Consider the following 25,876-nt stretch of genomic DNA (forward strand, 5'->3'; position numbering starts at 1 on the left):
GTGAATATTTGAGGTTGAATAAATCCCTATAAAAGGTAATGAATGCTGAATCTGCTGGTTGTAAGTTTCAAACTTATATCCGCACACACTAATTTCTTAGTCAAACCAGCCTACTTGTTGGTCTGATACACCAGAATACTAAAGTTAAGCTTTACTTTCCTATTTTTACAATTATCAATATCAGGTTTAGCAACAAAAAAACCGATTCTCCTGATGTTCTGTGAAATCAGTCAAGCAGGAAAACCTGGTGGAATTACCTGAATTTGTATAATTGGTTAGTGACCGATATTACTATAAAACTATCCTAAAATCCTAAAAAACGCCCTTTTGCATTGCGCTAAACCTTTATGAATTATCTTGATTGGATTGTACTTGGCCTTACTCTAATATTTGTAGTTGCATACGGAATCTATCGTAGCCGCGAAAAACATACGATGAACTCATTCCTGCTGGCAGGACAGTCCCTACCCTGGTATCACGTAACGTTATCTCTGATGGCCACACAGGCCAGTGCCATTACCTTCCTCTCCGTTCCGGGTCAGGCATATACAGACGGAATGCGGTTTGTTCAGTTTTATTTCGGACTTCCGCTCGCTATGGTTGTGCTTTGTATAACCTTTGTTCCAAAATTCCATAAGCTAAAAATATTTACTGCATACGAATTTTTAGAAACCCGCTTCGACCTCCGTACACGAACGCTCACCTCCTTCCTTTTCCTGTTGCAAAGAGGTTTATCAACCGGTTTATCTATCTATGCACCTTCTCTGATACTGTCGACGATACTGGGTTGGGACATTACCTTAACCAATATCATTTCCGGCGGTATTGTGATGATATACACCATCACAGGCGGTTCAGGCGCTGTTTCGCATACGCACATGCAGCAAATGACGATCATTACCATCGGGATGGTTGTGGCCGGATACATGGTAGTACATCAGCTTCCTGAAAGTGTTTCGTTCACGGATGCCTTACATGTTGCAGGAAAAATGGGCAGAACCAATGTGATCGACTTTACTTTTGACCTTAACAATCGTTATAATGTATGGTCAGGATTGATAGGTGGTTTTTTTCTGCAGTTATCCTATTTCGGTACGGATCAATCGCAGGTTGGACGTTTCCTGACAGGGAGTTCTGAGGGACAAAGTAAACTGGGGCTTGCTATGAACGGTTTACTCAAAATTCCAATGCAGTTTCTCATTTTACTGGTAGGTATTCTGGTCTTTGCCTTTTATCAGTTTACTACCCCTCCCTTGTTCTTTAACCAAACCGCCGTAGATAAGGTCAGAAATACGGAATATGCTTCTCAGTATAAAGAACTTGAAAATCGCCACAACCTGATCCAGGAGTCGAAACACCAGCAGGTGATGTCTCTGACAAAAGCAGTTAAAAATGATGACCAACCTCAGATTGACCAGCTCCGATCGACGCTTACTGCCTCTGAAGATAAGGTGACTGAAATCCGTAAAGAAGCAGGAATTATACTCACCAAAGCGAATGGTAGTGATGTCAATGACGTCAACTATATTTTCCTCCGATTTGTAATCGATTACCTTCCTGTGGGAATGGTAGGACTTCTGATTGCTGTCATTCTGCTGGCATCAATGGGTTCGGTGGCATCAGCTTACAATTCCCTTGCTTCATGTTCTGTAGTAGATATCTACAAACGGATGTACCGAAAAGATGATGATGCAGGAAATTATGTAGCCGCTTCCCGATGGGCCACATTTTTTTGGGGTATTTTTTGTATTGCAGTGGCGCAGTATGCTTCTCGTCTGGGAAGTATGATTGAGGCTGTAAATATCTTAGGATCATTATTTTATGGTGTAATACTAGGTATTTTCCTAGTTGCTTTTTACTTTAAGAAGATTGGCGGCCGCGCTGTGTTCTGGGGAAGCATTATTGGTGAAATCTTCGTGATCATCAGCTATAATCTTGAACTCACCGCATTCCTCTGGCTTAATCTGATCGGCTGTGTTCTTGTCATCACCTTTGCTTGGATTATTGAAACCATCTGGCCACAGTTGAAAGTCAGTCAGGCACTTGATTAAAGTCATGTGCTGTTAAACAACTTTCACAAAAACAACAATTTATTATAGAAATCAAATAATCGTTTGACATAATCAAACAAACGTTTGATTATGTCAAACTTAAGCCTACCTTTGCCATTCCAAATTCTGCATGAAATATTCTCGTTATGCTATCAGTGTAAAAAATGGAATACAATCAAAAACAATTACAGATTATTAGCGTAGCCGAACGACTTTTTGCTGCGAAGGGATTTTCTGGCACCTCAGTTCGTGACATTTCGCAGGAAGCAGATATTAATGTGTCTATGATTTCCTATTATTTTGGTTCAAAAGAGAAACTCATAGAAGCACTTTTTGAAGTGCGGGCCCGTGAATTTGGCGCCCGGCTGGATGAACTGCTACGCGATTTGGGGCTATCTCCTATGCAGCGTGTCAACCTGATGGTCGACGGTATGATCAACAGAATATTTGAGAAACAGTGCTTTCACAATGTTCTGCTTCGTGAGCAACTTTCCCCGGACCGGCGAACACCAGTTATATCCGAGCTATTAACAGAGTTGAAATTAAAGAACCTTCGAGCAATGGAGAGCATCATTCATGAAGGACAAAAGCTAGGGGTATTTCGGAGCGAGGTCGATGTTCCTATGCTTTCTACCACTCTATTCGGAACTGTCAATCAACTACTTAGTACCAAGTCATACTATTGTACTGTATACGGCATTCAGGATTTATCAGAAGAGGAACAAGAAGTGCATATGATTGAAAAACTAAAAGGCCATTTCAGAAAAATATTTCAGGAAATGATCAAACCGGAATTAAACGCCCCTGTAACGAGTTAATCCTGCTACGCTGTCTTCACCAGACCTAACACCATAAATCATTATCTAAAATAAAAAACTCCTTTTCATGGATTTTAAATTGAAGGCTAAAAGGATACGACTTTTAGCAATTTTTGTATCAATGCTTTTCCCCGGACAAGCACTCGTTTTTGCCCAGTCGCAAGGTAATCCACCCAGTGGACAAAATACCATTAACAATGCTACACTTGAAGAAGTGATTCAGTATGCAATAAAGAATCAGCCTCTGATCCAGCAATCTTTAATTGACGAAAAGATCACCGAAAATACAATTAAAAGCAAATTGGCTGACTGGTATCCGCAAATCAACTTTGCTTACAATCTACAGCATGCCTTCATTGTACAAACCAACATTATTGCCGGAAATCCTGTAAAATTAGGGGTAGCGAATACATCTGCGGCTCAGTTTACACTCAGTCAGGCACTGTTCAACAGAGACGTACTGCTGGCAAAAAGAACCAGAGCTGATGTACGCACCCAAGCCAGTCAAACGACAACAGCCAATAAAATTGACCTGGCAGTGAATGTGTCCAAAGCGTTTTATGATGTGCTGGCTACAACGCAACAGATAGAGGTATCTACCGAAGATATTCAGCGATTAGAAAGAAGCCTGAAAGATGCGGAGAATCAGTACAAATCCGGTATTGCAGATAAGATTGACTACAAACGGGCTACGATCTCGCTGAACAATACCAAAGCCGCTAAGGTCAGTAATGAGGAAATTTTGAAAGGTAAGCTTGAATATCTGAAAGCTCTGATGGGTTACCCTGCCGATCAGGCTTTGAAGATTAGCTACGACAGCTTACAGATGGAGCGCGACATATTGCTTGACACCGTTCAGAATCCACAAATCGCGTCCCGGATCGAGTACCAGTTGCTGAATACCCAAAAAAGACTGATGGAAGCGAATCTGCAATATAACAAATGGAGTTTCTTGCCGACTGTTTCTTTAAACGGAGCTTACAACCTGAACTATCTGAACAACAATTTGACTGATTTGTACACCAATAATTTCCCCAACTCATTCGCTAACGTCACTTTAGCTTTGCCGTTGTATCAGGGAGGAAAACGTAAGTACAATATTAATACAGCCGAATGGCAGGTTAAACGAACGGATCTGGACATCAAAAACCTTCAGATGAGTGTCAATTCAGAGTATGCCAACGCACTGGGTTACTACAAAGGAAGTCTTACGAACCTGATGGCACAAAAGGAAAATGTAGACTTGGCCAGGGAAGTGTATGATGTGATTCAGCTGCAATACAAATCCGGTATTAAAACCTATCTGGAAGTAATCACTTCTGAAACGGATCTCCGACTGGCCCGCATCAATTATTACAACGCCCTGTATCAGGTTCTTGCTAACAAAATTGATGTACAAAGAGCACTTGGTCAGCTAAACTATTAATTATCGAAACCTTATTAGTAACATGTTTTCAAATAAATCAGCTTATTATATAGCCACACTTTCAGTACTTGTATTGGCCTCATGCGGTAAAAAAGAAGAGCAGGCAGGGCAACAGGCTCCTCCTGCTGTTAACGTAACAGTGGAAGAGGTAAAAGCAACCGATGCTGTTTACCACGACGAGTATCCCGCCAGCATCACTGCCTTAAACCAGGTAGAACTTCGTCCTCAGGTGACAGGTTTTATCACTGGCTTACATTTTCAGGATGGAGCGCGTGTAAAGAAAGGGCAATTACTGTATACAATTGATGCACAACTTTATTCTGCCAATTATGAGCAAGCTGTAGCCAACCTTGCGGTACAGGAAGCGAATGTAGTAAAAGCTCAAAAGGATGCGGATCGCTACCATGAGCTGGACAAAAATGACGCCGTTGCCAAGCAACTCGTAGACAATGCAGATGCGGCACTGGAAGTGGCAAAAAGACAGGCACAGGCAGCCAAAGCAAGCATAGCTGCAGTATCTACGAATGTTCGCTATACTAAAGTTTTTGCTCCGTTCGATGGTACCATCGGTATTTCACTTGTAAAAGTTGGTGCAGCTGTAACGGCAGGACAAACTGTACTTAATACCGTTTCTTCTGACGGTCAGCTGGCCGTTGATTTTAATGTAGATCAGAAAGAAATTTACCGCTTCTCCAATTTACTCAAAAATAACAAAGGAGCCGACTCAACTTTTACACTTGCATTTGGCAGAGACATTTATCCGCAGCCTGGAAAACTGCAGTTACTGGACCGTGCCGTAGATCCTCAGACAGGTACGATCAAAGCCAGACTTGTATTTCCGAATAAAGAAAATACGCTTCGTGCAGGTATGACAGGAACCGTTCGCGTACTGAACAGTGCTTCTACCGAAGCGGTAATGATTCCTTACAAAGCAGTTACAGAGCAGTTGGGTGAATTCTTCGTGTACGTAGAAGGAGACAGCAGCAAGGTAAGTCAGCGTAAACTGGCACTTGGCCAGCCAATTGGTTCGAATATCATCGTAAAAGAGGGCTTGAAACCAGGTGAAAAAATCGTGGTAGAAGGTGTTCAGAACCTGCGTGAAGGTGCTGTTATTAACACACAACCTGTAGCTGCCCCTGCCGGAGCTCCTGCAACAAAATAATGATAAGGATTTTGTGATGCACTGCATCCTGATTCCTGATGATTCTCTAAATAACTGAACAAATGATTGCAGATATTTTTATTAAACGACCCATTACCGCAATCGTTTCGTCGATTGTAATAGTGCTGGTCGGGCTGATCGCCTTAACAACGCTGCCCGTAGCGCAGTATCCCGATGTTACCCCTCCTACGGTAACTATTTCCGGAACTTTTACCGGAGCTGATGCTCAAACGATTGAACAAACCACAACTACCGCGATAGAAACGCAGGTGAATGGTGTACCGGGCATGAGTTATATGTCCAGTAACAGTACCAGTAGCGGACAAAGTAGCATTAACGTTGTATTCGATGTTGGAACAGATGTAAACATTGCAGCACTTGACGTGCAAAATCGTGTGAGTGTGGCTGAACCCGCCCTTCCTGATGCGGTAAAACGGCTGGGTCTTACTGTAAGAAAACGTCAGCCAAGTATCATGGTCGTACTTGCACTGTATTCTCCTAATGGAACCCATGATGCACAATTCATCGGTAACTTCGCAAACATTTATGTGAAAGATGCCTTGCAACGGGTGAAAGGTGTGGGTGATATTGTTTCGCGTGCGGATGACTTCGGGATGCGCATCTGGCTCAATCCTGAGAAACTCGCAAGCATGAATATGACGCCGGGCGATATTTCTGCTGCGCTTGCAGAACAAAATCTTCAGATCGCGGCAGGTACAGTGGGTGGGAATCCTCAGCCTAACACGCAGAGTTTTGAATATACAGTACTGACTAATAGCCGCCTGAACACAAAAGAAGAGTTTGAGAACATCGTTGTGCGCTCTTCTCCTGCACAGGGAAGTGTGGTATACCTGAAAGACATTGCCCGTGTCGAATTAGGTAAGTTTGATTACGGTGTAAATGCATTCGTTGAAGGAAAACCGGCTGCCTTTGTACTGATTTACCAGGCTCCGGGTGCAAATGCACTTGAAACTTATGATGGTGTGATGAAGGCGCTTACAGAAATGAAGAAGACCTTCCCTAAAGATATCGACTACGTGATACCTAATGAAACAGCTACCGTTGTAAAGGTTTCGATTGAGGAAGTACTTCATACGTTTGCAGAAGCAATGATTCTGGTAATTATTGTAGTATTCCTGTTTCTTCAAAACTGGAGAGCTACACTTATTCCTATCCTTGCCATTCCGGTATCTCTCATCGGTACGTTTATATTCTTTATACCGTTTGGGTTTACCATTAATACACTGACCTTGTTTGCTTTCGTACTTGCCATTGGTATTGTGGTGGATGATGCCATTGTTGTGGTTGAAGCTGTTCAGCATAATATTGACCATCACAGAATGTCGGCACGTGAAGCGACTGTCAAAGCGATGAAAGAAATTTCCGGACCGGTAATCGCCATTGCGCTTATTCTCGCAGCGGTATTCGTTCCGGTGAGTTTCGTACCAGGTATTGTAGGTCGCCTTTATCAGCAATTTGCAATCACCATTGCCGTTTCTGTATTGCTTTCTGCGTTTGTAGCACTCTCACTTACACCGGCTTTGTGTACCATTATGCTTAAACCAAGTAAAGGAGCTGGTGAAAAGAAAAATATGTTGGAAAAATTCTTTGACCGTTTCAATAAATGGTTCGACCGATTATCCAATTCCTATACAAGAGGTGTTTCGAAATGGATCAAAGGCACTCCTTATGTAATGATTATGATGGTCTGCCTGATCGTTGGTCTTGTATTTTTATTTAAAAACAAACCTTCCGGATTTATACCGGTAGAAGATGAAGGACGTATGTATGTGACTTACGAGATGCAGGAAGCGACTTCTACTACCCGTAACATTGCGATGATGAAAGAAGTAATGAAACGCGTTACTTCTATTCCTGAAGTACGTGTAGCGGGTGGTATTGCCGGCCTTAACGCGATTAGCTTTTCAAACAAATCCAATGTAGGTACACTTTTTATCAGTTTACATCCTTGGTCTCAAAGAAAGGGAGCCGAACAACATGTACAGGCAGTTATTCAGAAAATTCAGAAAGCAACTGCAGACCTGAAAGAGGCACGTGTCATGGCCATTGCACCACCTGCGATCCCTGGTCTTGGTAATACATCCGGATTTACATTCCAGTTACAGCAAACAACTAGCACTGATAATATACAGCAGTTTGAGGCTGTAACCCGGAAATTCCTTGGAGCTGTGAATTCCCGTCCTGAAATCGGAATGGCATACACCTTCTTTAACGCACGTACGCCTGGTTACCAGATCGATGTGGACAGGGATAAAACCAAAAAGCTGGGTGTGCAGGTAAATGACGTATTCTCTTCTTTATCAACACTTTTGGGTAGTAGTTACGTGAATGACTTTAACCTTTATGGAAGAAACTTCCGTGTTATGGTACAGGCTGACAGCAGCTTCCGTTCTAACCTGGAGCAGGTCAATAAGTTTTATGTCCGTAACCGCGAAGGCAATATGATTCCGCTCAGCGCTCTGATTACTTCCAAAGTGGTAGAAAACCCGGCATTGATTTCTCACTACAACATTTATCGTTCGGTGGAAATCAACGGAACACCAAAACCTGGATTTAGCTCCGGACAGGCCATTGAGGCACTCAGAGAAGTGGCAGCGACAACATTACCAGCAGGATACGGATATGAATTTTCGGGTATGAGTAGTGAGGAGATCAAAGCGGGTGACAGTACAGTTGTTATTTTTGCGATCTCGATTGTCTTCGTATTCCTGTTCCTGGCAGCGTTATATGAGAGCTGGTCTATTCCGTTCTCTGTACTCTTTGCCGTACCAATCGGAGCCTTCGGATCTATCCTTACACTGACTTTCCTTCCTAATTTGTCAAACAACATTTATGCGCAGATCGGTTTGATCACGCTGATTGGTCTTGCTGCCAAAAATGCGATTTTGATTGTGGAATTTGCCAAGGAACGTGTGGATGGCGGTATGCCGATTGTGGACGCCACACTGGATGCGGTAAGACTACGTCTTCGTCCGATCATCATGACCTCGCTTGCATTTATACTGGGTGTACTTCCCCTGGCTTTCGCAAGTGGCGCCGCAGCCGAATCACGAAAAACCATAGGTTGGACAGTATTTGGAGGTATGTTAGCTGCGACTTCCCTCGCTATTTTCGTAGTGCCGGTTTTATTTGTGGCTATAGAAAAGTTTGTTTATAAAGGGAAAATGAGAAAAGAAGAAAAAGAGTCCAGACTCATTTAACAGGTCAAAAAATGAGTTCATAAGTATTTTCAACGAAGCGCGGAGCCACTGTTCCGCGCTTCGTTGTTTTATAGCCTATCTGGTACAATTATTTTTAATTCTCTTTAATATTTCAAAATTTATAAGCACCACTTACATGTACGTAACGCAAGTCTTTTCCCTTTGGCGACTGCTTAAACACTTTTGGCTCGGAGTAGTGGCAGTAACCTGTTATGCAGGTATTGTATTTTACCTTTATCAATATCAGAATTGGCACTTTCTTGTATTTCCAATCTCCATTATCTCTGTGGTGGGAACAGCGCTTTCGCTGCTACTAGGCTTTCGGACGAATTCGGCCTACGACAGATGGTGGGAGGCACGTCAGGTGTGGGGAGCAATTGTGAACGACAGCAGAACATTGGTAAGACAGGGAATATCCTTCATAAGCCCTGCTACCCCTGATAGAAAGGCAATTATTGACAACCTGGCACATCTGCAAATTGCCTGGTGTTACGCGCTCAATCATTCTTTACGAAAAGAACCAGTACTACCAAACGCCAGCCTGCATCTGACAAAGGCTGAAATGAATTTCATCAAAGGACACGACAATATTCCGAACGCTATTATTCACCTTATGCAAACCAAAATGACGGAGGTGTACAACGGCGGATACATAGATCACATATTGTTTCAGAGCCTTGACGATACCTTCGTGCGGTTGTGTGATTCAATGGGAAAATGTGAAAGGATCAAAAATACGATATTCCCTACCCAGTACAGCTTTTTTGTGCATATGATCATATTTGTGTTTACCATCATTCTGCCCATGGGTCTGATTGACAGTATAGGCAGGATCGCCATTCCTATTACCTTCGTAATATCCTTTCTGTTCTTTTATGTTGAGAGTATATCTTATACCATGCAGAATCCTTTTGAAAACGTACCGAATGATATACCTATGACCTCCTTATGCCGTACTATCGAGATCAACATTCTGCAATTAATAGAAGATCCGATTATACCGGAAAAGATTTTGCCTAAAAATGGTTTTATTATGTAACAAAAAAGCGATCTGCAACAATGAGTTACAGATCGCTTCAGCTCAGCATGCATTCCGGTAAACCTAGTTTGTATTGATGCTGGTATATTTGATTTCCAGCTTTAATCTCCCTTGAGGATTCGATTGATTTGCGAATACAGCCCTACTGAAACTTTTTGAAAATTCTGTATTTACATCATAAACGTTATTGCTTAAAGTAGCGGGAGAAGTTCTTAATAATAACCCGATCCCCTGGTCAGAATCGCTCTGTATAATGGTACGTACAAACTGACTGATATCTATGGTATAATACTGCCTGTCATTAATGAAATCGTTTTCCAAACGGGCTACTACTGCATTACCTGCCAGATCGGTAACCGGTAAAGGTTGGCCTCCGCTAAGAATGTAGTCATTATTCCGATCACAGAGATACACATATATCTGCGGTAGGTAATAGGCACTACTGAATGAATTTCGCACCGGCTCCAAGATCAGGTTCGCACTATTTGCAAAAGTATAATTCTGCTGATATTTCATCTGGCGTACAGAGGGCAAATCCACGCGCGTCATGATACCCGTTCCAGCCTGAACAAAGGACATATTACCTGACTGTGCTGAAGGTAATGCAATCCGGTAAGTATTAGGAAGTTTTTCTAAAATGGTTCCTTTCCGATCAGCACCTGTATTATTGTACACACCTACCAGCGATACAGAGATTGAATCCTTGTCAATTCCTTCTACCGCATCCGGCGTATGATGATAAAGCTTAAGTGCAGTACCACTTGTAAAAAAACCTATGATTGCATTGTTATCGGTAGCTGCAGGCAAAATTGTCAGTCCCTTCAAAAGGTTTACAAATTCTGCATTGCTTGTCAGCTTCCCGGCTTTGGCCATATCAAAAATCTCTTTTCCCAAAACATCAGACAGCTTGATATGAAGATCTGTCCTTCCTGTAGCCGTGCCGATTGCTCCGGCACCTGGTCTTGGATTAGGGTAAAAGCGTTTGGTGCCTATGGGCGTTTTTTCGTAAGGAGTTTGGTCGTTATTGTAATATATCGTTTTCTCCATCATGTCCGACAAATGCCTGTGCACTGTTACGTTCATTACTTTTGTGGTATCACCATAATAGTATCCATCATAACGAAGAGACAAGGCAAGTGAGTCATACACTGCTGTTTCGGGAACTGAAAGTGAACTAAGGCTTCCTCCCAATCCTACTTGGATAAAGGAAGTAGCATGTACTTTCCCGAAATAAGGGTCTGTATACCTGCCTACAAGTTGCCGGCTTGCAGAGCCCGTCATCATCGAATCAGTAGCAACTGTGGACAGCATCACTGTGCTGGTATCCGAAAACAATGCTGTAAAATCATCCACATTTGGCTGAACAAGTGCATCCACCTGGTCTCCCCATTGGCAAGAAGCAAAGGAAACGGCAACTACCGTTGCTACCAGAAATTTAGAAACAGCTGGAGAACAAGTTTTGAAATAATAAGAAATAAATTTCATTTAAGGCAAGAACAGTAAAAGTGCAAAATTATCAGATGTAACGGTAATTGCAACATGATTCATTTATTAAGCCTAATAATTTGTGAACCTGCAACAAAACACCGGGTAGTAACGTAAAGGCTAATGATTTCGAGGAAAAGTATCACTGTATGAATAATTCAAGATGTCTAGCCTATTCTACTCAGCTGTACGCACCCCTGGAAACAAGAGTGGCAAGCTGTTGAAAATAAACGTAAAAAAGACCATAACTATTTTAGTTTCCTAATAATTAAGGAGTTCAAGAGCTGTTGCAGTCAGTTGGATTTGTAACTCCTCTTACTTTATGACAACAACATTCTTTGTTTTGCGTTTATTATCCAGGCAATATTTGCAACTTTTCATTAAAAAGTAAATCGATAATTTCTGTTAGCAGGTTCAAGATGTTATGTTTGCAAAAAATTTGATTGAAATAGTTTCGTGTTGTCTGTTACCCGATGCACCCCGCACGTGATACTTTCTTAATTAAACCAAAAATTATTATTTCATTTGTAACAATTAGTCAAACCATAATTTTTCATGTTTAATACTTTAAAGAAGACCTCATTAGCCATCTTAGTTGCATCTGCCTCTTTACTTCAGTTTAGTTGTAATAATGATGATCCGGAAGCTGACAAACTGGGAAACTGGTACAGACAAGGTATTCCTGATTTCGGGGGAACGCCAAGAAGCGGAGCAGTAAGCTTTGTTGTAGGAGAAAAAGGATATATCGGTACGGGTCGTACAAACGAAACCACCAATGCGCGTTCGAAAGATATGTGGTCATTCACCGGAACTACATGGACACAGGTTGCCGAATTTCCTGGAACGGGTCGTCAGGATGCGATTGCTTTTGTAATTGGAAATAAGGCTTACGTAGGTACGGGTTATGACGCCATCAATACTGTGGATGGTGGCTACAAAAAAGATTTTTATGAGTACGACGCTACTGCTAATAGCTGGAAAAAGATTGCTGACTTCCCAATGCTTCGTAGTAATGCATCCTCTTTTGTTCTTGGAAACAAAGGTTATGTAGGTTTGGGTAGCATCAACATCTCAACTATGTATCAGGATTTTTATAGCTACGATGCTACTGCAAATACCTGGACTGAGGTCGCTAATTTTACAGGTGGAAAGCGTAAAGGAGCTAACGCATTTGTACTTGGAGGAAAAGCTTACGTAGGATTCGGACAGAACAACTCTCAGCAAGCAACCAAAGATCTTTATTCTTTCGATCCTGCTGCCAATAGCTGGACACGCCTTGCTGCTACGAATGATGCACTTACTGCCAGAGCATTCGGATCTACACTCGTCATGAATGACAGAGCATATATCATCGGAGGTACAGGATCCTCAGACGTATGGGAATACAACGCAGCTGATAATAGCTGGGTAGCAAAAACGAACTTCGAAGGTGGTGCAAGAAGTTATGCTGCCGGTTTCACATTGAAAGGAATCGGATATATCGGTACCGGACTGGCTGGAACTTTGAACAGCGACGATTTCTGGGCTTTTGATCCTACAGCACCATCAGTATCGGAAGATTAAGATATAATATAAGTGAAAATCAGTAACACCTTAAAAGTCGTTCTGATTTGCCTGATAGCCTTCGCCGGAGCAGCCTATTTCTATTTTGCAAAACGTGCGAAAAATGGAATAGACTCTACCAGCGAAGGCTTTGGTAATTTAAGAACAGAAACGGTCGCGTTGCCCAATGGATGGGGCTACCGTATTATGCAAGATACATCTGCACTTATTGAGCAGTTTAACATTCCAGGTGTAGTTGGAAACAATTCTTTCCGTACTGAGCAGGAAGCCCAATCCGTAGCTGATCTGGTGATGAACAAACTGGAAAGAAAAGTTTTTCCACCCACCGTTGAAATAAGGGAACTTGATAGTCTCAGGATTACCTACAAATGAAAAAGCCTGAATACAATGCCCCCAAAAAGTTAGACACATTTTGGGGGCATTTTTATGGGTAAAATATAGAAAACACATTTCATTTTACTCCCGAATTACCTGGTAGGTACCCATGACAGGGTAATGGTCAGAGTATTTCACTTCATTAATGGTTTTAAAATCTATCAATTTTAAGTGCGCCTCGTCATAAAACTGATGGTCTATTCTGATAAAATAAGGCATTTCATTGAAAGTAAATCCAAATCCACTTCCCTTATTTTCAAATGTACTGGCAAGAACTTCCCTGATTTTTCCATACACATAACTGTAAGGCGTTTCGTTGAAATCGCCGCCTACAATTACAGGATATGGAGATGAATGCACCCATGCCTTAAGTACCTCAGCCTCGCGTGCATGCTTCAAAAAACCCATTTTAATAGAACGGGCGGTAGATTTTACCTCCCTGATAAGCCCCTTAGACGTACGCTGACTTACTAATGCTTTCAGCCGTAGCGTCATTGAAAAAAGATGAACCGTTATAACCCTCACTGTATCTTTACCCATTTTAATATCCGCCTGGATCATTCCATTCTGCGCTTCAAACACTGTATCTCTTGATGCTAAAATAGGATATTTAGAAAAAAGCACCATTCCATAGTAACTGTTACGACGAGTATGCTCTTCGGATTTGAAATGTACAACATCTTTGTATCCTTCTTTACTAAATGCCGCTGTTACATCCATCACACCAGCACTTTTGTAGTTAATATATTCCGGCATACAAAGTAAGTCGGCCCCGGTATTCACAAGCCAATCTTTCATCCTGGCCTTTTCATCATTACGTAAATCCAAGGGCATTTCCCTATTGTGCTGAAATCCATGTACATTGTAGTGAAGGACAGTCAGTGTTTTTTGAGTCTGATCTGCTTCTTCAGGATTATTTCCCCATTGAAACGTACGAGGCAGAAATAATCCTCCAAGTGCGAGAATTATTAACGGAAAAAGAATGTTCTTTTTTTCACGGGAAAGTATCGCCATGACCAGAATAAACAGGTGGATTACGATAACTATGGGGAAAGACATCATAATAAAGCCCCAGAACCATCCCTTTAGCGGACTCCAGTAGATCAGTGCATAGCAGACGAGTGTGTATAGGACGAATAGATAATAAAAAAACGAAAAAGTACTTGCAATTTTTTTCATGGAGGTCTTCAAGGATGTTGGCAACAAAAATAGCTTAACCCTGATTTCTAAAAAACCATAACTTGTACAAATCATAAAATAGTTTTACCTTTGCATCATTATTTAAAGATGATCGGTTGAGTGAGGGGGTCTACAATCCCCTTTTTTATTTGTATCAAGCCTTACATGTCAATAAAAGAACAATTAGAAGCATTACTGAATCCAATGCTGGAGGAAGACAGATTATTCATTGTAAATATTCTGATCAAGCCTTCCAAGACCAGCCAGAAAGTATCCATCCTAGTCGACAGCGACGAAGGAATCACCATTCAGGAATGTACTTCTATAAGCAGACGCCTGGCAAAGCAACTCGAAGAGCTTGATTTGTTTGCAGATGCTTACACATTGGAAGTATCCTCTCCTGGTCTGGATCAGCCGCTCACACTGGTTCGTCAATACCGGAAAAACCTTGGAAGAAGTATCAAAGTGACTTTAAAGAGCGGAGATATTATCACAGGACAACTGACAGATGTGCAGGAAGAGCAGATAACTTTGCAGTTGCCTGAGCCAAAGAAGAAGCCAAAGGTGCCTGTAGAACCATCAGAGATGATCAAGATTGTCCGTTTGGAAGATATTTCCAAGGCTATGATTGAGATTTCATTTAAATAACTTGTGCATTCCAGGCATACACCTGATTTGTAATCAAATGTATAATATGTTTAACTTAGTATCAGCAAATATTCTTTAGCATAAAATGGATAGCGGAGTATTAATAGAATCATTCGCGGAGTTTGCCAGTTCAAAGAACATTGACCGTCCTACGATGATCAGTGTATTAGAGGAGGTGTTTCGTACGATGATCCGTAAAAAGTATGGCACAGACGACAACTTTGACGTGATCATTAACCCGGAAAGCGGTGACCTTGAAATGTGGCGGACACGTGAAATTGTTGATGATAACTCGGAAGATATCTGGGAATACAACAAAATTCCGTTGGAAGAAGCTCGCAGAATTCAGAGTGACTTTGAAGTTGGAGAAGAGGTAGCCGAAGAAGTTAAACTTATCGATTTCGGTCGCCGTTTGGTACAAACTGCCCGCCAGACTTTGATCCAGAAGATCAAGGATATGGAGAAAGAAATCATGTACGAAAAGTACAAGGATCAGGTGGGTGAGATGATTACGGGAGAAGTGTATCAAACACTCCGTCATGAAGTTATCATCGTGGACAGTGAAGGAAATGAACTTTCAATGCCTCGTACAGAACAGATCTCCAAAGATCGTTTCCGTAAAGGAGAGTCAGTGAAAGCCGTTATTCATAAAGTGGATATGAACAATGGTTCTCCCAAGATAACATTGTCAAGAACATCGCCTGTTTTCCTGGAAAGACTGTTCGAAGTTGAAATTCCTGAGATCTACGATGGAATTATTTCAGTAAGAAAAGTCGTTCGTGAACCAGGGGAACGTGCAAAGGTTGCAGTAGAATCGTACGATGACAGAATTGACCCGGTTGGAGCTTGTGTGGGTATGAAGGGATCAAGAATCCATTCTATCGTACGTGAACTCGGTAACGAGAATATTGATGTAATCAATTATACCGATAATCTTGAACTGCTTATTAGTCGCGCATTGAGCCCTGCCAAAGTGAGCTCTATGCAGATTGATCGCGATTCTAAGCGCGTATCGGTATTTCTGAAACCAGATCAGGTTTCTCTTGCAATTGGTAAAGGTGGGCAGAATATTAAACTGGCCGGCAAACTCGTAGGCATGGAAATTGACGTGTTCAGAGATATTGAGGAACAAAATGACGAAGATGTTGATTTGTCAGAGTTCTCCGATGAAATCGAAAGCTGGATGATCGCTGAGCTGCACAAAATAGGTCTTGATACAGCAAAAAGTGTATTGGCCCTGAATAAGGAAGAATTAGTAAGACGTACGGATCTGGAAGAAGAAGCTGTCGAGGACATTCTGGATATCCTGCGTAAAGAATTTGAATAATCTATTTGGATGATCTGACAATGGTGTTAGGTTGTCCGCAAATGCAAAACTTTTTTCTATTTAATTGCTAATATGGCAGAAGATAAAATGATGCGCCTTAGCCAAGTGGCACGGATCCTGAACGTAGGAATTACTACGATCGTGGATCATCTGTCTGCCAAAGGGTATAAGGTGGAAAGTAACCCTAATACCAAGATTAATTCTGATCAAATCGAGTTTCTTGCAAAGGACTTCAAATCGGACGACCTAAAAACATCGCTTGTTCCGAAACCTGCTCCGGTAGAGGCTCCTTCGGAACGCAAAGAAGAGAAAGTAAGGAGCAACAATGATGAAATTCTTTACTTCAGAAACAGTGCTGCAAAACCGGCAGAAGAAAAACCTCAGGTGGAGGAGAAACCAGAACCTGTAACTCCTGTTCAGGAAAACAGATTACCTGGAATTAAAGTGGTAGGTAAAATTGACCTGGACGCAAAGAAACCCGTCTCAGCTCCTGCTGCTGCTCCCGAAAAAGCACCTGTAGCGGAAACTCCCAAACCGGTTGTGGAAGAGAAAAAACCTGAGGTCGCAGAGGTAACCCCTCCTGCTCCGAAAGAAGATATAGCACCTGTACAAACGGCACAGGTTGAAACAAAAGCACCTGAACAACCAGTACTGGAACCTAAGCAGGAAAAGCAGCCTGAAGCTGTAGTAGAAACGACTTCGGTAAAAGCAGCGCCTGTTCAGGAAAAAATAGAAGCTCCTATAGTAACACCACCTGTTACTGCAGTTGAAAAACCTGTAGAAACAACTTCTGAAAAACCAGCCCCGGTTGTACAGGAGGAGAAACCTGTAGCTGATACACCTGTTGCAGAAGGTACAGGGTCAAACCTGATAGAAGCACGTGGTGAGCAACTAAGAGGACTTCGTGTGGTTGGTAAGATTGAATTACCTTCCGATAAGTTTAAGAAAAAAGACCCCGTTGCATCCAGTAGCGATACAGCGGCGGACAAGAAACGTCGTCGTAAGCGCAAGCGTATTCGTGACGGTGTAACGACACCTGGTGAAGTAAAACCGGCTACCGCAACGACAACTACCGGCGATAGCACAGCAGCGCGGCCAAAAGACGCTAATGCTCCTGCTACTACAGGTAACAGAAGTGGTAATCGTCCGGCTACCGGCACAACCGGTAATACAGGAACTGGAACGCCAGGCACTAATAATGCTGGCACTGCAGGTGCAAAAGGTGCGAGCAGCAACCGTGGTGGTAGCAACCGACGCGGTGGAAAACGTGAAGAAGTATCTGATAAAGAAGTTTCGGACAACATCCGTGCAACAATGGCACGTATGGGTGGAGGGAGCAATGCCAAGACAGGTGGAAGAGGTAGAGGTTTGAGACGTCGCGATCGGGCAGATCAGAATGATCCGAACGCAATGGATGACAGCGAAACTAAAGTATTGCGCGTAACGGAGTTCGTTTCTGCAAATGACCTGGCTTCTCTGATGGACGTTACGGTACAGGAAGTAATTTCGGTTTGTATGAGCATGGGTATGTTCGTCTCTATCAACCAGCGTTTGGACGCAGAAGCCATCACTTTCATCACAGATGAATTCGGTTTTGAAGTTGCATTCATATCAGCAGAAGAAGAAGTTCAGAACGACGTAGTTGAAGAAGTAGACTCAGAAGAAAGTCTGATCGAAAGGGCTCCTATTGTCACAATCATGGGTCACGTCGATCATGGTAAAACTTCCCTTCTCGATTACATACGTAAAGAAAACGTTGCAAGCGGTGAAGCAGGTGGAATCACACAGCATATAGGTGCCTACAGCGTTAAAACCAAGGTCGGTAAACAAGTTACATTCCTTGATACTCCGGGTCATGAAGCCTTTACAGCGATGCGTGCACGTGGTGCCAAAGTAACGGATGTTGTTATCATCGTAATCGCAGCTGACGATAGCATCATGCCTCAGACGCGTGAAGCAATTAATCACGCACAGGTTGCAGGTGTTCCAATTGTATTTGCTTTTAGTAAAGTAGATAAGCCTGGTGCAAATACCGAAAAGATACGTGAGGAACTTGCTAACATGAATTTGCTTGTAGAAGAATGGGGTGGTAAATACCAGACTCAGGAAATCTCATCCAAATCAGGTCTGGGTATAGATGAGTTACTTGAAAAAGTATTACTGGAAGCTGAACTTCTGGAATTGAAAGCGAATCCTAACCGTCGTGCAAATGGTACGGTAGTTGAAGCTTCACTTGATAAAGGACGTGGATATGTTACCACGCTTCTGGTAGAAACAGGAACTCTGAAACTTGGTGATGTGGTTCTTGCAGGAGCTCACTTTGGGAAAGTGAAGGCCATGACGGATTACCTTGGAAGAAAACTCAAGACAGCAGGACCATCCATGCCTGTGCAGTTACTGGGACTAAATGGTGCTCCTCAGGCTGGTGATCGTTTCAATGTTTTCGAAAACGAGCGTGATGCCCGTGAGATTGCAGTAAAACGTGAGCAGATACAGCGTGAACAGACAATCAGAACACGTAAACATATCACTCTTGAAGAGATTGGTCGTCGTAAGGCAATTGGTAGCTTCCGTGAATTGAACCTGATTGTTAAAGGTGACGTGGATGGATCGGTTGAAGCACTTTCCGATTCGTTACTGCAACTTTCAACATCTGAGGTTCAGGTTAACATCATCCATAAAGGTGTAGGTCAGATTTCTGAATCAGACGTAAACCTTGCAATTGCTTCGGATGCAATCGTAATCGGATTCCAGGTTCGTCCTTCTGCCAATGCTAAGAAGATGGCCGAGCAGGATCAGATCGAAATTCGTCACTACTCTGTAATTTACAGTGCTATTGATGAAGTGAAAGATGCGATGACGGGTATGCTTGCTCCTACAATTGAAGAAGTTATTACTGGTAATATCGAAGTACGTGAAGTATTTAAAATCAGTCGTATCGGAACCATTGCAGGTTGCTATGTTACGGATGGTTTCGTGAAGCGTAGTAATAAAATCAGAATTGTACGTGACGGTATCGTATTGCTGACAGGTGAGATTGATTCGTTGAAACGTTACAAAGATGATGTTCAGGAAGTAAGAAACGGTTACGAATGTGGTTTGAGTATTAAGAACTTTAATGATATCGAAGAAGGTGATATCATTGAAAGCTTTGAACTACGTGAAGTGAAAAGAACATTGTAGTACCAATGTTTAGATATAAAAGCAAGAATGGCCCGGCAGAAATTTCTGCCGGGCCATTCTTGCTTTTAATGAATTAGTGTGTGTTCTTGCCTTTATATATCGTGTGTGTTAGTTATTGCTGATTTAAACCGCAACCGCTCCTATTGTAGATCGAAGCAGATTGGATAATTGTCCTATTGTATTTTGTTTCTGAAGTACCTTCTTCACCCCGATTTGAGTCAAATATTTCATCTGATCATAAGGAGCACACCCAGAAAGTGTATAGACTGCAATGTCCTGCATATTAGGTATAAGCCTCAACTTTTGCAGAAACTCCTCAGGTTCCATCTCCGGCATATTCAAATCCATAAATATGAAATCCGGCTTTTCAGTAACCAATTTCAATCGGTCAAGTGCTTCCAGTCTGTTAAATGCAAATTCACATAGTGCCTTAGGATATGCTATGTGCATTGCCCCGGAAAAAATTTCATGATCGTCCTGGTCGTCATCAATTACCAAAACACTGATAGGATTGTTCATGCTACAGTTTATTAACCTCATTCTAATAGTTAACACTGAGTTAAAATATTGTACCATGGCACGGTAAACGCGCAGGGTGCTCCCTCTTTCCTATTGCCCGAACATACACACAAATAAACGTGTAACAGAATCCCCATAAGTATTCCACACTCAATCCTTTCTCTAAACGGATCAACATTATTTCTGCGAATCAAGTCCAAACCGATACACCTTTCGGGATGGAATGCGTGCGAGTAAAAACAGACCAAATACAAAAATGACCAGAAGTGCCAATATGCTGTTGCGCATACTACCTGTAAACTGTTCTACAAATCCATAAATGAATGTTCCCAACACAATGGCTAGTTTTTCAGTCACATCGTAAAAGCTAAAGTAAGAAGCTGTATCTGTAGTTTGTACGGGAAGTAGTTTGGAATACGTTGCCCTGGAAAGTGACTGCAGTCCACCCATCACCATGCCAACCGTGCACGCCAGCACGTAAAACTCTATGGCCTCGGTCGTATAATAAGCACCTGCACAGATTCCTATCCAAATCACAACTCCGATCATCAGTGCATATATATTACCGATCTGACCGGAAAGCCAGGCAAAGCCAAATGATCCTACAATACCCACCAATTGAATGAGAAGAACTGTGATAATCAAACTCTGTGAAGGAAGCTTTAGCTCAGTAGCACCAAATATAGTAGCCACATACATCACAGTCCTTAAACCCATTGTATAAATAAAAAATGCGGAAAGGAATTTTGCCAGGTATGGCTGATTCTGCAATTGGGCATACACCTTTTTGAGTTCCTGAAAACCATTAAGGATCACACTACGAGTCACCATTCCGGAGCCACTCCTACCCTCCGGCAAATAATAAAACGGGATCTGTGCAAACAAAATCCACCAGACTCCCACTGTAAAGAATGAAATACGCGCAGGAATTGCCTTATTCTCTATACCGTAAAAATGCGGGAACAAGACCATACTCAGATTGAACAGCAATAAAAGTACACTACCAAAATACCCCATCGAAAACCCTCTGGCGCTATAGCGGTCATAATTACTTTCTGTTGCGATTTCAGGAAGATATGAATCATAAAATACGATGCTGCCACTCCATCCTACCAGACTAAGCCCGAATAACAACAGGGACGGAATGAGCGTATCCTTGGTGAAGAAAAATAGCAACATACAACTGATTGCTCCCAGATAACAAAAGAATTTCATAAAGCTTTTCTTTCTTCCTGTGTAGTCTGCAATAGCGGTACACAGGGGTATCAAAGCTGCAGTAATCAAAAAGGCACTGGAGACTGTATAAGAAAAGAGGACCGAACTTTTTACATGCCATCCGAAAAAATTAATTTCCGGACTGCCTGATGCACTAAGGGCAGTCGCACTAAAATAAACAGGAAAAATACTGGAAACGATAACCAGGGCGTGTACCGAGTTGGCCCAGTCGTACATACACCATGCGTTGATGATGCGGGGATTATTCTTTTGCATGTAAAAGGAATTTGCTGCAAAATAAAGAAAGCGGCGAATCAAATCCGCCGCTTTCCTTACAAATTCTTATACAGTACCTATTATATTTTGATACTCCGATTATCTTACAACCGGAGCAAATACCATGATTGCTTCCTGCTCGACACCACTAACAGGCATCAACTTTTTTAATCGCATCGTGCTGTTTGTTAGCTCCACAATATCAAAAATGCCGGCAATCATACTAACATTGATATCCAAACCTTTATTATCTTCGGTTAAGTACCACGTTCCTCCATTGGCAACCTGCGAATCCCCTATTCCTCTTGCCAGAACCTTATTTCCTGCCTGAAATTCAATATTCAAATTAGGTAATATAGTTCTGGTTACAACATCAAGCTGATTAGTTGGAATCGTTTTGCCTGCCAGATCTGTAACACTTGTAAGATTCCATGGATAGGTTACAAGAATTTTACTCATTTCGGTAGGCTCTGGAGTTGCATTCTTATCTTTGTCCTTGCAGGAAGAAACAAAAAGAAGAACAGCCAGTAAGGGAATCAGATTAAAAATGCGTTTCATTTGATTTGTTTTTATTTAAAAATTCTCAGGAATCAATTCGTCGCTTCCCGATAAATGGTTAATTTTTCTCATACTGGTTTCTGTAAATACAAAATCACCATTTGACACAAAACTAACGAATTTGTTTGGTCAATCTTATGAACAGCAATACAAAAATGACTTTACGGCTATACACAACAGGAATTATCCTTTTGATAATCAATTCCATACAATTACAAGCCCAGAATTGTGAGCCTTCTTACAAGTTGTCTCCTGTAACCAATAACAATAATATTGAATGGAATAAGTTTCCGGAATTCTCTCTGCCATTCAAAGTGATTTACAGTGGACCCAGGTTTGGTGACACCCAATCTCAACCTCTCAAACACGGATTCAGTCACCTTGCAACTTACAGTGGTAATGAACCAGGATCTCTTCCTATTAAAAATCGTGCAGTATTATGGTACGGTGTAGCCACCAATGCCGGCAATTATCCATGGGCTGATAATACACTGCGAAGTCCCTGGGGAAATGACACAACTGCTTACAGAAATTACTGGGACGCTTATGCAAGTAGTGTAGATGCAGACATAGTTTGTCTGGACGTGGAACGTTTCCAGCGCGAGGACAGAGATATCCTTCAGCTAAAATCAAACACCCAGATAGCTCAGGAATACAGAAATCTCCCGGATGCCCAATTTTTAAATACCTACAAGCGGGATATGCGATGGTGGCACAGAGAGGCAATAAACAGGTTAAGGATGAAAATAGGAAACGGCCCTCTGGTTTCAGCCTACAGCGATGTCCCTGTCAGAAATACATGGCTTAATATCACTTCCAATACCTGGCAAGACTGGACGACCAATACGGCAAGAACACATTACCTCACCCAAAATGACGCCGGTAGCGTAGGCGGGCCTTATTATGATGGAATGGATGCGCTTTCCCCTTCACCGTATTATTACTATGGCTATGATAATCCTTTTGGTAAAGATTATCTTACCTATTTGTTATTTCATGTGGAAGTAAATCGCGCATGGAGTGATAAACCGGTTATACCCTTTGTATGGCTGAGAGTTCACGATAGCTATGATAAAAATACGCCCTTTATCACCCCATTTATGGCGGAAGCTACTGCCATCTTCCCATTTTTTTCCGGAGCAGCAGGCTTGTGGATATGGGAAAATCCCTTTTTCCCCGGCGATAGGCAGGAAAACTATGCACCGTACGAACACTTTATTTATGGTCTTTATCGACTGTCTGAGTTCAAAGATATGTTTGAGGGACAACATGAGCTTGTGATACCTACTACAGCCAGGGACTTAATGGCTCAGCATCAGGGTACAGTATGGCGTGGCGTTGTAAAAGACAACCACATTCTTGTAGCCGCTCATAATGCTTACGCAGGAGATAATGAGGAAACGTTAGTCCACTTTTACCATGGAAATTGGCATAAGACAGTTACTCTCAAGGGCAAAGAAATATTACTTTGCAAATATGATCTGAATGATGTGATCTTAGGCGAAGAATCACTTCTAGCGGAAGTAACACTATATCCAAACCCGGCAAAAACCGAGTTGAACATCAAATTGATTGGCGTGAATGGCATGAGTGATGTCGCTTTTTCCCTGCTCAATACGAAGGGACAAATAGTCACGCAGAAAAATATAAAATCATTTTCCGGCATGACTAATGAATTTATTCCTTTACCAGCTCTTTCCGCGGGCATATATTTTGCCAGGTTTGTGTCCAAAAATCAGGTCATTACCAGGAAGATAATTATCAACCAATGATATCTACGGATATCAACATTACTTAATCAACGATACTATGAACCGCCTGAGCAAGGAAACAAGTCCATATTTACTGCAACATGCCCATAACCCGGTAGACTGGTACCCATGGGGGCCCGAAGCTTTACAAAAAGCCGTAACAGAGAATAAGCCCATTCTGGTAAGCATTGGTTATTCAGCCTGCCACTGGTGCCATGTGATGGAGAAAGAGTGTTTTGAAAAAGACGATATAGCAGCTGTGATGAATGACTTTTTCATATGTATTAAAGTTGATCGTGAAGAACGTCCGGACGTTGATGCTGTATATATGGATGCTGTGCAGGCTATGGGTGTCCGTGGTGGCTGGCCGCTGAATGTGTTTCTTTTACCTGATGCAAAACCGTTCTATGGTGTGACGTATTTGCCGGCTCAAAACTGGGTACAGCTTCTGAAAAGCGTCAACAACGCATTTCAGAATCACTATGATGAACTGTCTGGTTCTGCCGAAGGTTTTGTGCAAAATATGACTTTGTCAGAATCAGTTAAATATGGGCTGTCATTTGAAGAGCGTCCTTATAGTATAGAAGAACTGGATATGATGTTTGAACAGCTTAAAAAGCATTTTGACATCCAAAAAGGTGGGATGGACAGAGCTCCTAAATTCCCGATGCCTTCTATTTATAAGTTCCTTTTACGCTACTTCGACCTTACTCAAAATGCGGAGGCACTTGCCCAAATAGAATTGAGCCTCACGCGTATTGCCGTTGGTGGTATTTATGATCACGTGGGTGGAGGATGGACCCGTTATTCGGTTGATGAAGACTGGTTTATACCGCATTTCGAAAAAATGCTCTATGACAACGGACAGCTCCTCAGTATTTATGCGGAAACTTATGCACTTACCCGCGACGAATTGTATGCTGATAGGCTGCGTCAGACTATCAAATGGCTGGAGAATGAAATGCTGCACCAAAAAGGCGGTTTTTACTCTGCGTTGGATGCGGACAGCGAAGGTATTGAAGGAAAGTTCTACATCTGGACTTATGAAGAATTGCAAACGATATTGAAAGACGATTTTCTTTGGTTTGCGGATCTTTATAATATCAGCAGAGGAGGTAACTGGGAACATGGAAACAACCATCTTCACCTGACCAACGAAGTAAGCAAGACTGCTAAAGCACTAGGGATTTATGACGAGGAATTTATCGTGAGATATAACCATGCAATTGCAAAACTGGCAGCGAAACGTCAGGAAAAAATAAGACCCGGATTAGATGATAAAATACTTGCTTCCTGGAATGGTCTCCTTCTGAAAGGACTAACCGACAGCTATAAAGCACTTGGCGACGAGCAAATAAGGAAGCTGGCTGTTGACTGCGGAAATTTCCTGCTTACAGCAATGACCGTTGATGGTAAGCTCAAACACAGCTACAAAAATGATAAAGCTACTATTACCGCGTTTCTGGAAGATTACGCAGCTGTTGTTGACGGATATATAGGATTGTATCAAATCACCTTCGACGAAATTTGGATCCACCAGGCCCGGTTGCTTACTGACCATACAATATCCAATTTTTATGATGAAAAAGAAGGCTACTTCTATTTCACAGACTCTGAAGGGGAATCCTTGATTGTCCGGAAGAAGGAGTTGTTCGACAATGTAATTCCTGCTTCGAATTCCATCATGGCTACAAACCTCTATACACTCGGCAAAATTTTGGACAGGGAGAATTACAGCCAAATTTCCGACAAAATGCTTTCTCAAATGCACAAAATACTAACTACTGATGTGCAATGGGTTACCAACTGGGCTGCTTTGTATTGTATGCGAGCAGCTCCCACACCAGAAATTGTAATCGTTGGAGAAAATGCGGATGAGATCCGCAAAGATCTCGACCGCTTTTTTATTCCTAACAAAGTGATACTAGGTTCCACCAGTTCATCATCTCTTCCATTAATACACGGAAAAACGGGTAAGGATGGCAAGGCATTGATTTATGTTTGCTTCAATAAAACTTGCCAATTACCAGTCAGTTCTGTAGAAGAAGCTTTGATACAGATGGGTGGGTAGCTAAAAAAT

At 42.0% G+C, this 25,876-nt stretch carries 18 protein-coding genes; 13 read left to right on the forward strand and 5 right to left on the reverse strand.

The genetic code is table 11. The annotated features are described in order from the left end of the window. Positions 1 to 347: 347 nt before the first annotated feature. From AC1XUE_RS15010 to AC1XUE_RS15035, 6 genes are all read left to right on the forward strand, one after another. On the forward strand, positions 348 to 2,051 hold the full coding sequence (locus AC1XUE_RS15010) for a sodium:solute symporter family protein (RefSeq protein WP_483356795.1): 1,704 nt from the start codon (positions 348 to 350) through the stop codon (positions 2,049 to 2,051). Between the two features lie 164 nt (positions 2,052 to 2,215). Next, entirely contained in the window at positions 2,216 to 2,869 is a 654-nt protein-coding gene (locus AC1XUE_RS15015; protein WP_483356796.1) for a TetR/AcrR family transcriptional regulator, read from the forward strand. Positions 2,870 to 2,936: 67 nt separating this feature from the next. After that, positions 2,937 to 4,295, forward strand: a complete 1,359-nt coding sequence (locus tag AC1XUE_RS15020; protein ID WP_483356797.1) for a TolC family protein — start codon at positions 2,937 to 2,939, stop codon at positions 4,293 to 4,295. A gap of 22 nt (positions 4,296 to 4,317) precedes the next feature. Continuing rightward, positions 4,318 to 5,457 carry an efflux RND transporter periplasmic adaptor subunit gene (locus AC1XUE_RS15025; RefSeq protein WP_483356798.1) on the forward strand — a complete coding sequence of 380 codons (1,140 nt, stop codon included), beginning with the start codon at positions 4,318 to 4,320 and terminating at the stop codon, positions 5,455 to 5,457. A 62-nt stretch (positions 5,458 to 5,519) separates the two neighbouring features. Beyond that, positions 5,520 to 8,678: an efflux RND transporter permease subunit gene (locus tag AC1XUE_RS15030; protein WP_483356799.1), complete on the forward strand. Its 3,159-nt coding sequence runs from the start codon at positions 5,520 to 5,522 to the stop codon at positions 8,676 to 8,678. 136 nt (positions 8,679 to 8,814) lie between these two features. Then, on the forward strand, positions 8,815 to 9,717 hold the full coding sequence (locus AC1XUE_RS15035; protein ID WP_483356800.1) for a bestrophin family protein: 903 nt from the start codon (positions 8,815 to 8,817) through the stop codon (positions 9,715 to 9,717). Between the two features lie 63 nt (positions 9,718 to 9,780). On the opposite strand, the gene AC1XUE_RS15040 is transcribed toward AC1XUE_RS15035, so the two are convergent. Beyond that, positions 9,781 to 11,202 carry a DUF4270 family protein gene (locus AC1XUE_RS15040; RefSeq protein ID WP_483356801.1) on the reverse strand — a complete coding sequence of 474 codons (1,422 nt, stop codon included), beginning with the start codon at positions 11,200 to 11,202 and terminating at the stop codon, positions 9,781 to 9,783. Positions 11,203 to 11,757: 555 nt separating this feature from the next. On the opposite strand from AC1XUE_RS15040, the gene AC1XUE_RS15045 reads away from it, so the two are divergent. Together AC1XUE_RS15045 and AC1XUE_RS15050 are read left to right on the forward strand one after the other, a co-directional pair. Continuing rightward, a complete protein-coding gene (locus AC1XUE_RS15045) occupies positions 11,758 to 12,765 on the forward strand; it encodes a Kelch repeat-containing protein (RefSeq protein ID WP_483356802.1) in 1,008 nt (335 codons plus the stop codon). Positions 12,766 to 12,777: 12 nt separating this feature from the next. Next, a complete protein-coding gene (locus AC1XUE_RS15050) occupies positions 12,778 to 13,137 on the forward strand; it encodes a DUF4907 domain-containing protein (RefSeq protein ID WP_483356803.1) in 360 nt (119 codons plus the stop codon). Positions 13,138 to 13,221: 84 nt separating this feature from the next. On the opposite strand, the gene AC1XUE_RS15055 is transcribed toward AC1XUE_RS15050, so the two are convergent. Next, positions 13,222 to 14,319 (reverse strand): endonuclease/exonuclease/phosphatase family protein, encoded by a 1,098-nt coding sequence (locus tag AC1XUE_RS15055; RefSeq protein WP_483356804.1) that lies wholly within the window; start codon positions 14,317 to 14,319, stop codon positions 13,222 to 13,224. 165 nt (positions 14,320 to 14,484) lie between these two features. Here AC1XUE_RS15055 and AC1XUE_RS15060 point away from each other — a divergent pair, with 165 nt between their 5' ends. From AC1XUE_RS15060 to infB, 3 genes are all read left to right on the forward strand, one after another. Beyond that, entirely contained in the window at positions 14,485 to 14,967 is a 483-nt protein-coding gene (locus AC1XUE_RS15060) for a ribosome maturation factor RimP (RefSeq protein WP_483356805.1), read from the forward strand. An 85-nt stretch (positions 14,968 to 15,052) separates the two neighbouring features. After that, entirely contained in the window at positions 15,053 to 16,294 is a 1,242-nt protein-coding gene (gene nusA, locus AC1XUE_RS15065) for a transcription termination factor NusA (protein ID WP_483356806.1), read from the forward strand. A 72-nt stretch (positions 16,295 to 16,366) separates the two neighbouring features. Continuing rightward, positions 16,367 to 19,477 (forward strand): translation initiation factor IF-2, encoded by a 3,111-nt coding sequence (infB, locus tag AC1XUE_RS15070; RefSeq protein ID WP_483356807.1) that lies wholly within the window; start codon positions 16,367 to 16,369, stop codon positions 19,475 to 19,477. Between the two features lie 123 nt (positions 19,478 to 19,600). Here the strand turns inward: infB and AC1XUE_RS15075 are convergent, their stop codons facing one another. The 3 genes from AC1XUE_RS15075 to AC1XUE_RS15085 form a co-directional block, all read right to left on the reverse strand. Beyond that, a complete protein-coding gene (locus AC1XUE_RS15075; RefSeq protein WP_483356808.1) occupies positions 19,601 to 19,996 on the reverse strand; it encodes a response regulator in 396 nt (131 codons plus the stop codon). A 177-nt stretch (positions 19,997 to 20,173) separates the two neighbouring features. Further along, positions 20,174 to 21,487, reverse strand: a complete 1,314-nt coding sequence (locus AC1XUE_RS15080; RefSeq protein ID WP_483356809.1) for an MFS transporter — start codon at positions 21,485 to 21,487, stop codon at positions 20,174 to 20,176. Between the two features lie 99 nt (positions 21,488 to 21,586). Further along, complete coding sequence (locus AC1XUE_RS15085; protein WP_483356810.1) at positions 21,587 to 22,045, reverse strand: hypothetical protein; 459 nt, start codon at positions 22,043 to 22,045, stop codon at positions 21,587 to 21,589. Positions 22,046 to 22,182: 137 nt separating this feature from the next. Between AC1XUE_RS15085 and AC1XUE_RS15090 the strand changes: the two genes are divergently transcribed. Together AC1XUE_RS15090 and AC1XUE_RS15095 are read left to right on the forward strand one after the other, a co-directional pair. Further along, entirely contained in the window at positions 22,183 to 23,817 is a 1,635-nt protein-coding gene (locus tag AC1XUE_RS15090) for a T9SS type A sorting domain-containing protein (protein WP_483356811.1), read from the forward strand. Positions 23,818 to 23,854: 37 nt separating this feature from the next. Next, the gene (locus AC1XUE_RS15095) at positions 23,855 to 25,867 is read left to right on the forward strand and encodes a thioredoxin domain-containing protein (RefSeq protein ID WP_483356812.1); all 2,013 of its coding nucleotides are present in this window, start codon (positions 23,855 to 23,857) and stop codon (positions 25,865 to 25,867) included. The last annotated feature ends 9 nt before the right edge of the window (positions 25,868 to 25,876 follow it).

The sequence above is a fragment of the Dyadobacter sp. HNCC25DJ187 genome (genome assembly GCF_056895255.1).